12 protein-coding genes are annotated in these 15,798 nt (G+C 36.3%); 4 read left to right on the top strand and 8 right to left on the bottom strand.

Features of this window, described 5'->3' with window-relative positions; genetic code table 11:
* Positions 1-21 precede the first annotated feature (21 nt).
* Entirely contained in the window at positions 22-981 is a 960-nt protein-coding gene (locus A6E03_RS06315) for a LysR family transcriptional regulator (protein ID WP_065593456.1), read from the top strand.
* A 94-nt stretch (positions 982-1,075) separates the two neighbouring features.
* On the opposite strand, the gene A6E03_RS06310 is transcribed toward A6E03_RS06315, so the two are convergent.
* The 3 genes from A6E03_RS06310 to A6E03_RS06300 form a co-directional block, all read right to left on the bottom strand.
* Positions 1,076-1,978 carry a histone deacetylase gene (locus A6E03_RS06310; RefSeq protein WP_065600424.1) on the bottom strand — a complete coding sequence of 301 codons (903 nt, stop codon included), beginning with the start codon at positions 1,976-1,978 and terminating at the stop codon, positions 1,076-1,078.
* Positions 1,979-2,071: 93 nt separating this feature from the next.
* Positions 2,072-3,388, bottom strand: coding sequence for a branched-chain amino acid transport system II carrier protein (brnQ, locus tag A6E03_RS06305; RefSeq protein ID WP_083201844.1), 1,317 nt, complete (start codon positions 3,386-3,388; stop codon positions 2,072-2,074).
* A gap of 411 nt (positions 3,389-3,799) precedes the next feature.
* Entirely contained in the window at positions 3,800-4,147 is a 348-nt protein-coding gene (locus A6E03_RS06300) for a RidA family protein (protein ID WP_065593453.1), read from the bottom strand.
* 518 nt (positions 4,148-4,665) lie between these two features.
* On the opposite strand from A6E03_RS06300, the gene A6E03_RS06295 reads away from it, so the two are divergent.
* Together A6E03_RS06295 and A6E03_RS06290 are read left to right on the top strand one after the other, a co-directional pair.
* Positions 4,666-6,777 (top strand): LruC domain-containing protein, encoded by a 2,112-nt coding sequence (locus A6E03_RS06295; protein WP_065593452.1) that lies wholly within the window; start codon positions 4,666-4,668, stop codon positions 6,775-6,777.
* Between the two features lie 12 nt (positions 6,778-6,789).
* On the top strand, positions 6,790-7,239 hold the full coding sequence (locus A6E03_RS06290) for a hypothetical protein (RefSeq protein WP_065600422.1): 450 nt from the start codon (positions 6,790-6,792) through the stop codon (positions 7,237-7,239).
* A 43-nt stretch (positions 7,240-7,282) separates the two neighbouring features.
* On the opposite strand, the gene A6E03_RS06285 is transcribed toward A6E03_RS06290, so the two are convergent.
* The 4 genes from A6E03_RS06285 to A6E03_RS06270 form a co-directional block, all read right to left on the bottom strand.
* Complete coding sequence (locus A6E03_RS06285) at positions 7,283-7,786, bottom strand: hypothetical protein (RefSeq protein WP_141676961.1); 504 nt, start codon at positions 7,784-7,786, stop codon at positions 7,283-7,285.
* A gap of 59 nt (positions 7,787-7,845) precedes the next feature.
* Positions 7,846-9,339 carry a serine hydrolase gene (locus A6E03_RS06280; RefSeq protein ID WP_083201843.1) on the bottom strand — a complete coding sequence of 498 codons (1,494 nt, stop codon included), beginning with the start codon at positions 9,337-9,339 and terminating at the stop codon, positions 7,846-7,848.
* 401 nt (positions 9,340-9,740) lie between these two features.
* The gene (locus A6E03_RS06275; RefSeq protein ID WP_065600420.1) at positions 9,741-11,249 is read right to left on the bottom strand and encodes a sodium:alanine symporter family protein; all 1,509 of its coding nucleotides are present in this window, start codon (positions 11,247-11,249) and stop codon (positions 9,741-9,743) included.
* 297 nt (positions 11,250-11,546) lie between these two features.
* The gene (locus A6E03_RS06270; protein ID WP_065593447.1) at positions 11,547-11,879 is read right to left on the bottom strand and encodes a tRNA-binding protein; all 333 of its coding nucleotides are present in this window, start codon (positions 11,877-11,879) and stop codon (positions 11,547-11,549) included.
* 130 nt (positions 11,880-12,009) lie between these two features.
* Here A6E03_RS06270 and A6E03_RS06265 point away from each other — a divergent pair, with 130 nt between their 5' ends.
* Positions 12,010-13,014 (top strand): substrate-binding domain-containing protein, encoded by a 1,005-nt coding sequence (locus A6E03_RS06265; protein ID WP_065593446.1) that lies wholly within the window; start codon positions 12,010-12,012, stop codon positions 13,012-13,014.
* A gap of 52 nt (positions 13,015-13,066) precedes the next feature.
* Here A6E03_RS06265 and A6E03_RS06260 read toward each other — a convergent pair whose 3' ends face one another.
* Positions 13,067-15,658, bottom strand: coding sequence for an ATP-binding protein (locus A6E03_RS06260; protein WP_141677229.1), 2,592 nt, complete (start codon positions 15,656-15,658; stop codon positions 13,067-13,069).
* Positions 15,659-15,798: the final 140 nt, after the last annotated feature.

Below are 15,798 nucleotides of genomic sequence, written 5' to 3'. Positions count from 1 at the left end.
GACATTTAACGAGGAGATCTCATGTATAAAAAATACAATCAACAATTAAACCTGAATTATCTGCGTATATTCAATGCTATTTATATGACAAAAAGCACCAAAAAAGCGGCTAAAACCCTCGAAATATCACAATCAGCAGTAAGCCAAACGTTAACTAAAATGAGAGATTTTACAGGGGATAGATTATTTTATTCCGTCGGCTCAGAACTACAAGCCACCGCTCGTGCTGATAAAATTGGACATGGACTGAATGATCACATTTCGCTACTGGACAGAAGCCTTGTCGATCATTCTTTTTTTGAACCAGAAGCTTTTGATGGTGAACTTACTGTCGCGGTCTCAAGTCTGTTTTTAGAAGCATTAGCGACCGAATTAGCCAGCAGCGTAATTTTTGATTCATTTCCTAACGCCAAACTTAACATTACAACATGGACAGATAAAACCATTGAAGAGCTACAGAATGGCACTGTGCACGTTGGCTTAAATTTTGACCCTATTGATGTACCTAAATCTATTCGTGCAATCCCATTAACCACCACTTACCCAGTACTTATCGCTCGTAATGAACATCCGTGGCTGAAAAACGGGATGGCTAAAGATAAGATCCGTGATTATACCATTGGAGGAATGTTACTCCCGGGACTGAATGAACATCTTGCGATTTTAGAAAAACACAACACAGATTCTTTTGATTTTAAATATCGCTCAGCAAGTATGTCGGTCTTAACTTGCCTTGCTGAAAGCTCAGATATGATAGCAATAACAGAGGCTTTATCTGCATCAATGTGTAACGATAAAATAACGACAATACGCGCAGACTGGCTTGAAGATTTAATGCCAACCCGAATTCAACATGCCATCTATTATTTAGAACGAAATCATCAACTTCCGTTATATCACCATATTTGTGAGGTTGTAAAAAAAGTCATTACCGAGAAACTGTCTGGCATTGCCCTAACATCCCTTTCCTCAAAACAATAATGAAAATCAGGTAACTAATAATTAATTTTCCTGGTGGTGCTCTTATTTATTAATCAAACATAAATTTGATAAAAACTCACCGTAATTGTTAACGCTACACGCCGCTCAAAAAAGCTCGAATTAGCTGCAAATGAGGCTCAACCAAATCTTGATGGTTACTTCGATATCCTCCACCAATCACGCTGGCAATAGGAATGCCTTTTTGTTTGGTAAACGATCTCATCCAAAGATCTCGTTGATATAAGCCTTCAGTTGATACATCCAAATAACCTAGCTCATCATCAATGTGAATATCTACCCCTGCATCATAAATAATCAGATCAGGTTGATGATGATTCACCGCTAATTCAACCACTTGCTTAAACGCCTCTAAGAACTCACTGTCTTGTGTCCCTATTGATAACGGCACATCGTAATCAGAGATGGGTTTACGAGCAGGAAAGTTTTTATCGCAATGAAAAGAGAGTGTAATAATGTCGTCGCGATCCGCACACAGCGTTGCAGTTCCATCACCGTGATGCACATCACTATCAATAATTAATACTTTATCAATGTTGTCTTGCTGTAATGCATGATTCGCCGCTATCACTAAATCATTCACCAAGCAAAATCCGCTACCAAAATCGTAATGCGCATGATGATATCCACCACTTAGATGAATGGCTGCACCATGCTCTAATGCTTTATCTACAGTTAAACAAGTTCCAGAAGTAGAGGTTAAGGTTCTTTGAATTAACGACTCGCTCCACGGAAATCCAATACGTCGCATTTTAGCTGCCGGGAGCGTTCCAGAAACTAAAGCATCAACATAGTTTTCATCATGTACTTGTTTAATGACATCGACCGCAAGCGCAATTGGCTCAAAATAACAGAGAGGAGCATTTGAATAATGGGATTGAATCGCTTGATATAAACGTTGGTATTTTTGAATAGGATATCGATGATCTTTAGGAAGATCTAATTGCGAGTAAATTGGATGATAAATTAACGGCAACATGATCAAATAGCCCCATTCAGAAACAAAAAAAGAGCAGCTATTATGGCTGCTCTTTTCCAATGAACAAGGGGGGAGTCGCCTTATACGTCTAACTTAATTACTTACGGCAGCATTCGTTGCTTGAACTTTACTGAACACTTTATTCGTTAAAATAGTAATAAGTACAGGCAGAAACCAAGAAGTATGAGAAGAGAATAACGGTAACCATTGCTCACAAAAGGCAGTCATACCTTCCGGTAAGGTACCTAAAATATGCAATGCATCAATAGTTCCGAACAATGCTGCAATACATACAATAGTTGTATGGCTCATCGAAATCATCGATTTCTCTGACTCTGTTTTTTCTGGCAGTAAAATCATCGCAATGATCAACGCAATAGCTATTGGACATAAAATAAGAATTGCGGGTAAACTCACTTCGATAATCGTTTCTAACCCTACGTTTGAAATGATAGCCGTAAGCACCATAATTACCGTTGCACTTACTTTAAATGTGACACCGTAAGTATTTTTATAATACTCAGAGTTTGCATTAGTTAAGCCAATTGTTGTCGTTAAACACGCCATTAACGTAATGGCAGCTAATAGTAATTGACCTAATACACCAAACTCTCCTGCCGCATAACTGGTTAGTATCTCACCACCGTTAGTTGCACTCGGTGCAATGCCAGATGATGTCGACCCTAAATAGCCCATCGCTAAATAACATAATGACATTAATACCGAATAAATAACCGCGATGCGTAATGTGTAGTAAGAAATGGCTTTTTTACTCTCAACACCTTTACTGCGAATGGTTTGGATAATTACCCACCCAAATGCTACTGCGGCAATCGCATCCAGTGTCATATAACCTTGGATTAAACCATTAACCGCTGGGGCTTGTTCATAAATCTCAATGGCCAGGCTTGGAGAACCCAATGGATTTAGCAACGCAGCAACAACTAATATCGTAAGCATCGCAATAAGTGCAGGTGTCATTACTTTACCGATGTAATCGACTAATTTACCTGGTTTTAATGCTAACCATAAGGTTAATGCACAAAACAAAGCAGAAAACACCATTAATCCATTACCCGAATAAAATGGCTTAATACCCATTTCATAAGCAACAGTTACTGCTCGCGGTAATACAAATGCAGGGCCTAACGTGGTAAGAACCAAGAACCAAAATGAGCGATCCATCCACTTAGGTAATAATGATGTCAGCTTATCCGCAGAAGATAAACGGCCTAATACGACCAAAGTGATAGCAGGAAGTCCGACAGCAGTCAGTAAGAAACCGCCAATAGCAATAAGCCAATTGTCGCCAGCTTGTTGTGCCATTAATGGAGGATAGATTAAGTTACCTGCACCGAGAAAGAGTGCAAATGTCATAAAGCCGATAGCGGCGAGATCTCTTCTGTTCAAACGACATACCTTTATAAAATGAAACGTGGTGTCAATTTGGCTAGAAGATTATAAAGAAAGGTTCTTATCCGCCAGCCTAACTGACGAATAAAAAATCGTCAGTATCAGTAAATGACAACGACGACAGAGACGAGTGCATAAGCATTATGCTTAGCAGCAGTGAGTAAACCTGCTTGATGTTGCTTGATGTCTGTAGACATAACTTACACACTCTATAAAAAATAATTGTCCTTAAACTAAAGGAAAGCCAACAGATTGTAAAGACTAATTATCTAATGAATATCTATTATTCTATTTATGTACAAAATAACAGATAATGTATTATTGATAAACATGTCATATATAATTGATTAATAAAGATATTCAAACACCCGAAAAAATACACGGGTGTTTGAATAATACTAAATAAACTTATTTAACTGCTGCCACAAACGCAATTTCAACTAAATAATCAGGATCAGCTAACTCAACCTTTAAACATGCACGGCTTGGCGCACAACCTTCAGGCAACCATTTTATCCACGCGTCATTAAATATGGCTAAATTAGAAAAATCAGTCACATAAATAGTCACTGATACCAATCGTGATTTATCACTGTTTACGCTTGCTAACATCTCTTCAGCTTGTGCAAAAACTTGCTCAGTTTGACCTCGCATATCTGCACTTTCGTCACAAGCAACTTCAACAAAATGCGCCATCTTGTTAAAGACAGTAACATCAGACCATTTTTCGCTTGGATTAATACGTTGAATATCCATTTTTCACTTTTTAAAATAGTAAGGTAAATAGACGCAAATTTTACCAGAAGATTCTAAATATTCATCGAATATATTCAACAATCTACAAATGTCATATCAAATCACCAAAATTATTCATTACTTACCATAACTGATGCTTCCTAAATGGACTTATCGATTATCAAATTGATTCTTATTTTGAAAAAATGGAGATTATTTATTTAAAACCTATAAAAAAAAACAGAAATAGACGAACAACAGAATAAAAAAAACATTTATATAACAATAACTAAGAACCTTACAAATAAAAAAACCAACAACATAACTAAATCTGGTACAGCCATTGCTTGTTATAAATACGTGAATAAAAAGGTATTTAAATGCACTAACTGACCTTGCTTGTATATTGGTAATTTCCATACTGTATCCCAATTCGCATTTAAAAAAACCGAGTTGTCTTTATTTACTACGTAATTTCAAGTTCATGTATCTATTCATTGTGCTAGGACATCCCTATTAAATAGAAGTAGAGGCTTATTATGAAATATAAACAACTTTTTTCCTTTATTGCACTCACTGCTGCGACTATCCCTGTTTGTGCAACTTCTGTAGATTTGGATTTTTCAAATCATGTAGAGGCTACTAATTTAAATAATAGCTTTGGTCCTTCTTATGATGGGCCTGTAATGCATTTTCTTAATGTCGGTATTCACAATGGAAAAACCATTGACGCTAAAGTAAGCAGTGAAATATTCGGAGATGCGACTTTCTTATACCACACTCCAAATTATAAAAATGGGGTTAGCCAACCCGAAGGCGATATCGGTTTTCTATATCAAACTAACTCAGCAGGGCCTGCGGGTCTTGTTTATACGTTTGAATTTTACGACGGCACCGGTGGGCTATCTGGTACGTTCTCAGTACCTTACTCTGTTCCTGAATTTGATATGATTGGTTATGATATTGATGGCGAGCCAGTCCAATCAGAGCAAGTCAGAGTCTTCAAGAATGAAGGGTTTTACAGTTATCAGACCGGCTCAGCTGAAGCGAGCTTAACCGTAGAAGAAAGTCCTGATGGACAATCCGTATTGTTCAGTGGTCCGGGAACCAATTACAGCGAAACCGACACCTCTGGGGCCGTAAAATTTACCTTCAAAAACACATCTATTGTTACGCTTCAATTTGAAACAGTTACCAGCAGCAGCAGCTCTTTTCCAAACCGAATTTTCTCTGCTTTTGACGGTAACTGGGACTTAAATGGTTTTACTTCCCCGGTTCAAAGTTCTGACGAATCAGATTTCGGTGACGCTCCTAATAGCTACAGTACATTGCAAGCAAGTAACGGGGCTGAACATGCAATCTCATCAACCCTATATCTAGGGGCAAGTATCGATGCAGATACCGACGGCCAACCAAGTATCGCTTCAAACGGAGATGACTTAGATATTGGCGGTAACGATGACGATGGTATTACGGTATTAACAAACTTAGAAGTAGGTTTAGATTCTTTAATTAGAGTTAACGTTGTTGGGAATGGTTATTTACAAGGTTGGGCCGATTGGGACATGAATGGTACTTTTGATGACGGTGAACAGATCATCACAAACTATTCGGTCACTAACGGCCAACAAATCATACCTATACGAGTTGGTGATAATGCGGTTATTGGATCAGTCCAAACTCGATTCCGTTTATCTAGCAGTCCAGACATCCCAAGCGGTGGATATGTTGGTGACGGTGAAGTCGAAGACTACGTGTTTACTGTAACTGAATCAGGAACGACGGTGCAACACTCTGGATACTATACCGCGGCTTTCGAAGATAATTGGCCAGAAACAGGGGATTTCGATCTTAATGACGTAGTCACCTACTACCGTACAACGATTATAAGTAAAGACGACAAAGTAATTCGATTTGACCTTACCGGTAGTATTACCGCATATGGCGCATCTTATGGTAACGGTTTAGCTTGGAAATTGAGTGGATTTGAAGAATCAGATATTAATCTTCCATTATCTCGAGTAGAAAAAAATGGTTCAACTCGCCCAAATATCTCACCATTCACAGGTGAAGATAAATCCGTACTTTCTCCAGGTGGTGATCTGATTGTTATCGCATCTTTAAACTTGCTTAACGACATACCAATCAACGCAGAGTGTCAGTTCCACCGAACTAATCCGAATTGCAGTGCATCGTTAGAATCAGAACAAATGACATTTAGTATCTCTCTTCCCTTCAATGAAGGAGATGAACCAAGTGTGAGTTCATTATTACCTTTAAACGGCTTTGACCCATTCATTTTTGCTCCGGGACACGGCTCATACCATGGGGATAGTTTCTCTGTCGCTCCAGGTAATGAATTAGAAATACATACGGCAGGGTTCCCACCGACAAGTAGAGGCTCGTTAGTTGATGACTTCTATGGAATAGCTCAAGATGATTCAGACCCTACAAATAATAAATATTACCGTACTACTGAAAATATTCCATGGGGAATATTAATTTCATCACCTTGGAATCATCCATCAGAGTATATTGATATTAGCCATGCCTATCCCGATTTCGCAGCATGGGTTACATCAGGAGGAACATCTAACCCAACGTGGTACCTTAATCCAGAAGCCAGCAAAACTTGGTCAACAGAAGACTAATCAGGAGTATTTATGAAAAAGATTAATTTATTACTAAGCATTGCAGGCATATCTCTTCTTTCGGCTTGTGGTGGCAGCGATAGCGGCGGCAGTAGCAACAATGATAGTTCAGTACCAAGCTCGGTTTCAGTCGCTAATGGGATCCGTACAAGTGAGCTATCTGCGCCTGAAGGGTTTGCATTTTCAACAGAACGAGAAGTCACCTTTAATCTCTCTGTTGCAAACTCTCAAAGTGAACGAGGGTTTATGTCAATATATACAGAGTTCAACGAAGGTGTTGTTGATTATACCTCTCAAATAATAGTAACCCCTATGAATGACCAAACCGTCTTTGAGAGTATTATAACGCTCCCAAATCACGTTGATAAAGTGTGGATTGAAGTTTGGTATCCTTCAGCAATAGGGAGTGAAATTAGTAGCTCGGTAGATATAGTTGATAATAATGTAAGTGCGGTTCTGTAAAGCTAAAAATAAAAAAACGGCCTTAATATTTGGGCCGTTTTCCTTATTTATGTTCTACATTACCGAGTCTATCTTCTACATCTTTAAATAGTTGATTAGCATTCAATAAATTAGTGAAGCAAATAAAAATCATACCTTCTTTAAGTTTAAAAACCAAGTTCGTTCCAGAACGATAATTACTTATATCTATTGCCAATACTTGATCCCATGTATATCTAGCATTATCAAAGTAGTGGTGGTTTGTTGGATCTTCAATGTGAAAGAGGATTCCATCCTCAAAAACTACAATAAAATGTTCTTTATCCAAGATCCTTTGTTCTACTTCATATTCTTTATAAGAGGTATACCCAAAGCCACCAATAATAATCAATACAAGTAAACCTATGCATATACCCAACATATCTCCAGATGACGAAAATAAGCTAAACAATAGCAAAGCTATTATCATTAAAACTGACGAATATGTCTTTCTTAACACTGTATTTATTTTATATGGATATCTTTTCAAAATAGTTATTCCAGATAGATTATCTGAATACTCTATCATTAAACTAATAACCACATGATAATTATGAACAAATAAAAAATTAAAGTGCGACACATTTATTATTTATAATCCTCAAATTCAGGAATAACATGCACACTCATAATTTTTCCAATAAGAGAAGGGAAATTAAAATTAGACGCTGTTTTTACGACAACTAAATTTAATTCTTTAATAACAACAATATCTTGCCCACCATAACCTTGTGCTAAAATCGCAGAATATTTTTTGCCATTTACATAAAATGTTGTATTCCACCAAAAATAGCCATATTTTTTCCCTGTTAAATTTGTATCAATAAGTGGCTCGATTGATTCAATGAGATAATGTTTATCTACAAGTTGTTTACCATTCCAATTACCATCGTTAAGCACAAGTTGTCCTATTTTCAACATATCTCTTGGCCTTAAAAAAGCACCACCAGCTACATTGGTACGATTATCATTTTGCTTAAGCCAGTAAGCATTCTTAAAACAAAGCGCTGAAAGTGGACCTTCCTTAGTATACTCACTCATCGGTGATTGATTTGTTGCTTGACTAATAACTTCACCAACAACAGAAACAAAACCACCACTATAATTAAATCTATCACCGGGATTTTCAACAAGAGGTTGTTTAAGAGTAAATGCGACAGAGTCTTCGCTGAATATTTCTTTATGACGAATATTTTCAGGATTAGAGTAAGAAGTATCCCATTCATTCCAATAAAGCCCGGCCGACATAGTAAGAAGATTCTGTAATGTTATTTTTTCTTTCCCATCATGAAGGTATTTTTTATAATCAGGTAATAACAGTGGAAGTGTTTGCTTTACATCCACTATTTTATTCTCTTTAATCGCTGAACCAACTAATAATGAAGTTAGACTTTTACTTACTGATTGAATCATATGTGGCTCGTCAGCATTCCATCCATTAAAGTAACGTTCCACAACTAATTGACCATCTTTCAAAATTAATAAACTATCAATATTTTTGTAAACATTCCTTCCTTTTTCAACTTTAGAAATAAGCGCATCAATATTTTCATATTTATCAGTCGTATTATTTAATGACGAGGCAGGATAGCTATCGTCACAGACATCTATATCTGAACTACTAAAGTTTGTCATTTGTTTATCTGAGCCATATAAAACAGGTATGAATTCGTCCTGTGGGAGATCTACTCTTTCATATACAGAATGAACACCAAATAAACTAACCATTTTTTTCTGATACCTTCCTTCTATTTTATCTTCAAAATATCCAGTGATATCAATGGTGATATCTTTCGCTCTAAATTTACCGTCATCATAAATAAATAACTCAACTGAACCAGAAGATGCGCTACCAAAATAGCGATTATTATGATTTTTAATAATAATATAAGCTGAATCTCCTCTATAAATACCACTATAAGGATCTATCTCTGATGAAAGAGAAGCAGTAGATAATGAGCATAAGATAACAAACAAAAAATAGACTCTAAGCTTTAAAAAACCAAATAAAAATGAACTATATCTGAACGATAGTAATCTCCATTTGAGGACGGATATCAAACTAACACCTGTAATTTTCATAATATATCCTTATATCAAATTACGTATTTATATCTGTAAACATTTAACCTTACGATTATTTATATATATGCACTAGTTTTTCATGATGCATATCAACCTTAAGTTAAATAATTTATTTAAGATGCTTAATAACTCGTTGAACTAAAGTATTCATATAATAAGTAATTTAATATAAGAGTAAAACTTTATATAAATAGATTATTGAATGTGAAAGCTATTTTTGTGAGTGAGTGTTGATTTAAAGCCTTAATTTTCACATCTAATCATTCATATTTTTTAACATTTCCATAGTAGATCAAGTTCGTTAAACCAGAAATTTATATCAGTTGTACGGATCCATCCCTACAAAAAACGCCATCATAATTGATGGCGTTATTAAATTAATTTATTAAACTAGATAGTTACTTCTCTCTAGATTTGTTCTTATTTCTCTCTAACTTTCCTTCCCAATATGTTGCACCTTTAATACCTAATTTCACGGGGTCAAAAGTATAGGTTGTCACACCTCTTTTTTGCTGTTCTTCATAATCTTTCAGCGCTTTAAGTGCAGGCTTAGACATAAAGAAGATAATTAAAATACCCACAATATTCAGCCATGCCATTAAACCAACCCCCACATCACCCATCGCCCATGCAAGATTTGCCGTTTTAATGGTTCCGTAGAATACCGCAGACATAATTACGATTTTAAGTATAAACATCATGCCATCGACTTTAAACGTACGACGAATGTAAGCAATGTTTGTTTCTGCAATATAGTAGTAAGCAAGAATAGTAGTAAAAGCAAAGAAGAATAGAGCAAAAGCAATAAAGATTTTACCAATACCAGGTAGCGTGCTCTCAATCGCCATTTGAGTAAACATCGGGCCATTTGCACCAACATTCGCTGCTAGATTTTGTACTAAAAATACCTCTTCACCACTGCCGTGAACATTATAAGTACCTGTAATTAAGATCATGAATGCGGTAGCGGAACAAACTAACAAAGTATCGATGTAAATAGAAAACGATTGAACCAAACCTTGCTGTGCAGGATGCTCAACACTCGCAGCAGCCGCAGCGTGAGGTCCCGTCCCCTGACCCGCTTCGTTAGAATAAACCCCACGTTTAACACCCCAACCAATTGCGGCACCAAAACCGGCCATTGGAGTGAAGGCATCACCGATGATCATCCCAAAGATTGTTGGTACTTCAGAAATGTTTAATAGGATAATAACAAAAGCAAGAATGATGTATGCCAATGCCATGAAAGGCACAACAATTTGGGTGAAATGAGCGATACGTTTAACGCCACCAAAGATGATAAAGCCAAGGATCACTGAAATCACAGCACCAGTAAAGATTTTAGCAAAACTAAATACCCCAATACCAGTATCAATCATGCCACCAGTACCAAACGCAGTTTCTACTGCATTACCAATACTGTTTGATTGCACACCGGGAAGTAACACGCCACACGCAAAAATCGTCGCAATAGCAAATATCCACGCATACCATTTTTGACCCATCGCTTTTTCAATATAGTAAGCTGGACCACCACGGAACTGCCCTTCATCTTCTTCTTTATATATTTGCGCTAAGGTTGATTCAGCATACGCTGTCGCAGCACCTAAGAAAGCAACAACCCACATCCAGAATACAGCACCAGGGCCACCAAAACCGATAGCAGCGGCAACCCCCGCAATATTACCCGTACCAACACGGCCAGATAATGAAACGGCTAATGCTTGGAATGAGCTTATCCCTTTACTTGATTCTTTGTTAGATACAAGTAAACGACACATCTCTTTAAAATGGCGAATTTGAACAAACCGAGTTTGAATGGAGTAAAAGAGACCCGACCCTAAGCAGAGATAAATCAACACAGGGCTCCAGATTATGCCATTGAGAAAATCAACGATATCTTGCATATAAAATCCTTTTTATTTATTAATACGGCTTAAAATTTAACCAAACCATACCCTATTAAGTAACAATAAGTTAACAACAAAAGACTTCGTAAAGATAAAAATGTGAATTAAAGCACTAAATAGTGGGTAATCTAAAAAAAACGATGAGATAAAACTGACAAGATAATAATTGATGATTATTCGTACTGCTTACGCACGCAGTGACCAATATTTAAGCAATAAGTGATGAGGTAATAGTTAAAAATAGAAGATTGAAGGAGAAATGCCTAGAAAAACGTCATTTCTAGGCTTATTAAATTAAACGATTTTAACCCCTGCAGGCATTAAACGTTCTGGCGTTAATAGCACGCTTTCTGATTCATCTTCAGTCTCCGCACACAACAGCATACATTCTGATGTTTCACCGCGCATTTTCGCTTTTGCTAAATTACACAGCACAACCACTTGTTTGCCCACTAATTCTTCTTCTGTGTAATAAGGCACCAAACTAGTCACGGTTTGTAGATTCTTCTCACCCACATCAATTTGTACTATATAAAGCTTATCTGCATTGTCGTGACGTTTTACCTCTGTAATTTTTCCAACACGAATATCTAATTTTGCAAAATCACCGTATGCAATTGTTTCCATTTTACTTTATCCTTAACTTACGCTTAATGTTAACGTTTACATTATCAGTAAAATACAATTGAGCAAGAAAACAGCATTGAAAATTTACTAAAATTTTAACTTGATCAAATTACAAGGTTTAGCAGTCATTATGGCAACCATAAAAGATGTAGCAAAGGAAGCTGGTGTATCTGTTGCCACGGTTTCTCGTGTGGTAAACAAATCCCCTAAAGCAAGCAAAGCGGCAATAGAATCCGTTAGCTCAGCAATGAAGAAATTAGGTTATCGTCCTAATGCAAATGCCCGAGCCTTAGTAAGCAAAAGTACGAATACCATTGGTGTAATGGTCGGTGATGTGTCGGATCCTTTTTTTGGTTCGATGATAAAAGCCATCGATAATGTCGCTAAAACCCATCAAAAACATTTATTGATTGGTAATGGTTACCACGATGAACAAACAGAAAGAGAAGCTCTTGAGCTTTTAATAAACAACCGCTGCGAATCTCTTGTTATCCACTCAAAAGGATTACCCAATAAAGAATTGATTCAATTTGCAGAGGAAATTCCTGGTTTAGTGCTTATTAATCGCCATATCCCAGAAATTTCAGGTCGCTGCATTTCATTAGATAACCAACAAGGCGCACAAATAGCGACTGAGCATTTAATCTCACAAGGCCACTCACACATTGCTTATATTAATTCTGAACACGATATTGATGATTCACATCACCGTAAAGCGGGTTATTTAAGCGCATTAGAAAAAAACAACATCCAACTTAACAGTACTTATATCATAGAAGTAGAGCCAACAGATGAAGGTGGAGAAATAGCTATAAATCAATTACTCGAGCGTAATTTACCAATCACTGCCATCGTTTGTTATAACGATTACATGGCAGCTGGGGCATTATCAGCGCTTGAAGAACACGGCATATCTGTACCTGCTGATATTTCTTTAATGGGATTCGATAACGGCTTAATTGCTAAATACCTTTACCCAAAGTTAAGTACCATAGACTACCCTATTCAAACCATGGCAGAGCATGCCATCAAATTATCATTAGCTTTAGTCAAAGGAAATGGTGATGGTGATGGTGTTCAAGGCCAAAAATTTGAGCCTCAATTAATTGAACGATCATCAACCGCAAAGAAATAAAAAAGGGTTACCTTCTATTGGTAACCCCTTACTTTGTCGTTAACGGCATCCCTTATGAAGAGACCGTGTTTAACCCTTCTAATTTTTCTAAAATCATTTCTTTCTTGAAGGGTTTAGCCACATAATCATCCATTCCTGCAGCGTAACATTTATCAATATCTTCAACAAAAACACTGGCCGTTAAAGCAATGATTGGAAGCCGAGCTCTATCTTGTTGTTGCTCCCACTCTCGGATAGCGCGTGTTGCTGCAAACCCATCCATCACTGGCATCATGCAATCCATCAATATTAATTCGTAATCTGTCGTATCTGCCTTAATCATGTCCACCGCTTCTTGACCATTATTTGCAATCACAACGCCAAACCCTTCTTTTTTCAATAACAAAGACGCGACTTTTTGGTTAATCAAATTATCTTCAACGACAAGAATCATTCTCGTAGCCTCTGTAATTTGAGGTGCATCTATAAGAGAACTTGAGGCTAATTTGTCAACATTGGCTTTAGCATTCATACGTCGTTTCTCTGTATTTTTCCGTGCATTACGTATTGATTTAACAAAACGCTTACCAAATAATGGACTAATAATAAAACCATCAATCGCGTGGTTAAAATCTATTTTTTCATCTTGTTGGTTATTACAAATAATCAATGCAGGACAAGAAGGTAACATATTAAATTTTTCTATATCCTGTATCGCTGCGGCTAACGTTTTTTGGCAATACATCACGATATCGTACTTGTCTAATGTCGGTATAATGTCACTACTTTGAGCATTACATAATGTTGGAACTAAACCTCGTTTTATACATTCCGCTTCAAGCAAAGTTGCATAAGATTTTTGGTTGCTAATAATTAAACATTTTTCATTATTAAACTCTACATTGGTAGAGTTATCTGTATCAACAAGACCTACATTAATACTGAAATGGAAATTACTACCAAAGCCTTTTGCTGATTCTAGTTCAATATGCCCACCAAATAATTCAACTAATTGGTGGCAAATAGCCAACCCTAAACCAGTACCACCGAACTGACGAGTAATCGAGCCATCCTCTTGCGTAAATGGTTCAAATATTTGTTTTTGTTTATCCTTCGCAATACCAATACCCGTATCTTTCACAGAAAAAGACAATATAGCGGTGGTGAGTGATTCTTCTTGATAACCAATCGAAAGTACAACAGAACCAGATTCAGTAAACTTCACTGAATTTGACATTAAATTCATTAAAATCTGACGGAATCGGTGTTCGTCAATGATGACTATACTTGGTAATTTCTCTGATAAATTAACATGCAATGTTAATCCTTTCTCTGTCGCCTTACTTAGAACCACTGCTAATGTGTCGTACGCAACTTCAACTATATTTGCTTGTTGAGGGACTAATACTAAATTACCCGATTCAATTTTTGATAGATCCAAAATATCATTAATTAATAGCAACAGTGTTTGAGAAGAAGTTTCAATCGTTTGTAAGTATTCCTCTTGAATAGGATTAAGCTCAGTATCCGATAAAATATCTGACATACCAATAATTCCATTTAGCGGTGTACGTATTTCATGGGACATATTCGCTAAGAATGAGCTTTTTGCTTTTGTCGACGACTGAGCTTTAATTTTTTCGATCTCAAGAAATTCGGTCTTTTTATTAAATGATGAGATCAAATGTCCAATTTCATCATTAGATGTATAATTAATGTCTATTTTTTCATTAGAATCTGTTTCATTAATTTGATTTGATATTAAGACAATAGGGTTAATTAAACTGCGATTAATGATGTAGTAACCAATGATCACACACAGTAATAAAATAGGAACAATACCTAACTCAATATTAATTATCTGGGCATAAATTTCATCAGAAACCGTTCGTTCAGAATTAACAACACTAATTTCCCAATTAAAATCTTCCATTGTATGTTTCACTACATACATGTTTTCTTGTACATTAAACTTATATTCCGCAATGCTATTAGCACCATTATTAATAATAACACCTAATTTATGCTTCTCTGCTTGAGATTCAATAACACTGATTAATCCTTTTAATGAAATATCAATCGTCGCAACACCAGCAAACTGCCCATCGCTAAAGTACGGTTGAGATGCCGTGATCATTTGCTGTCTAGTAAAAGGATCAACATAAACATCAGACCATGAAATTCGTTGATGACTATTCTCATGCGCCACAGATAGATACCAAGATTCATTTTGGTAAGGTGAAGTACTAGGTACATTATAATCGTTTATTAATGTGATATTTCCGTCTTCATTACGAGAAAAGAATAAACTGGCGAGCTTTTTAGAAGGGGTAATAGTATTTGGTTCTGGCCATATACCACCACTAATAATGATCTCATCACTTTCATTAAGCACTGAAGACAACATGTTTTGAATAATGTCTAGAGAGTTCCCACTAACAACAACACCAACCAAAGCATGTAATGTTGAAAGCGAATGACTCAATGGGTCATCAATTTCACGCGAAAGAAGTTGAGTTCTTAAATCAAGATTACTTTCTAGATTTGATCGAATGGGAGATTGAACAACGTAATAAGTGATACTTCCAATAATGGTAATTAAAAAACAAACGTAGCAACCTAATGCTAGTATGCTCTTTTTCTTCAATGACATATCTTTACTCATAAACCCAACACTTATTTAATCGATATAATAATTAACTATAAACAGCATAGGCATATTTTCATAAAAAATCATGGTTAAATATGATTAAAGCCTCATTAATTTGCGAATAAAAAAATCCCTAAGAGCGTTCACTCATAGGG

Origin of the sequence: Aliivibrio sp. 1S128 (assembly GCF_001691065.1) — a bacterium.
GTDB lineage: Bacteria > Pseudomonadota > Gammaproteobacteria > Enterobacterales > Vibrionaceae > Aliivibrio.
This window is presented reverse-complemented; position numbering and strand designations above follow the sequence as displayed.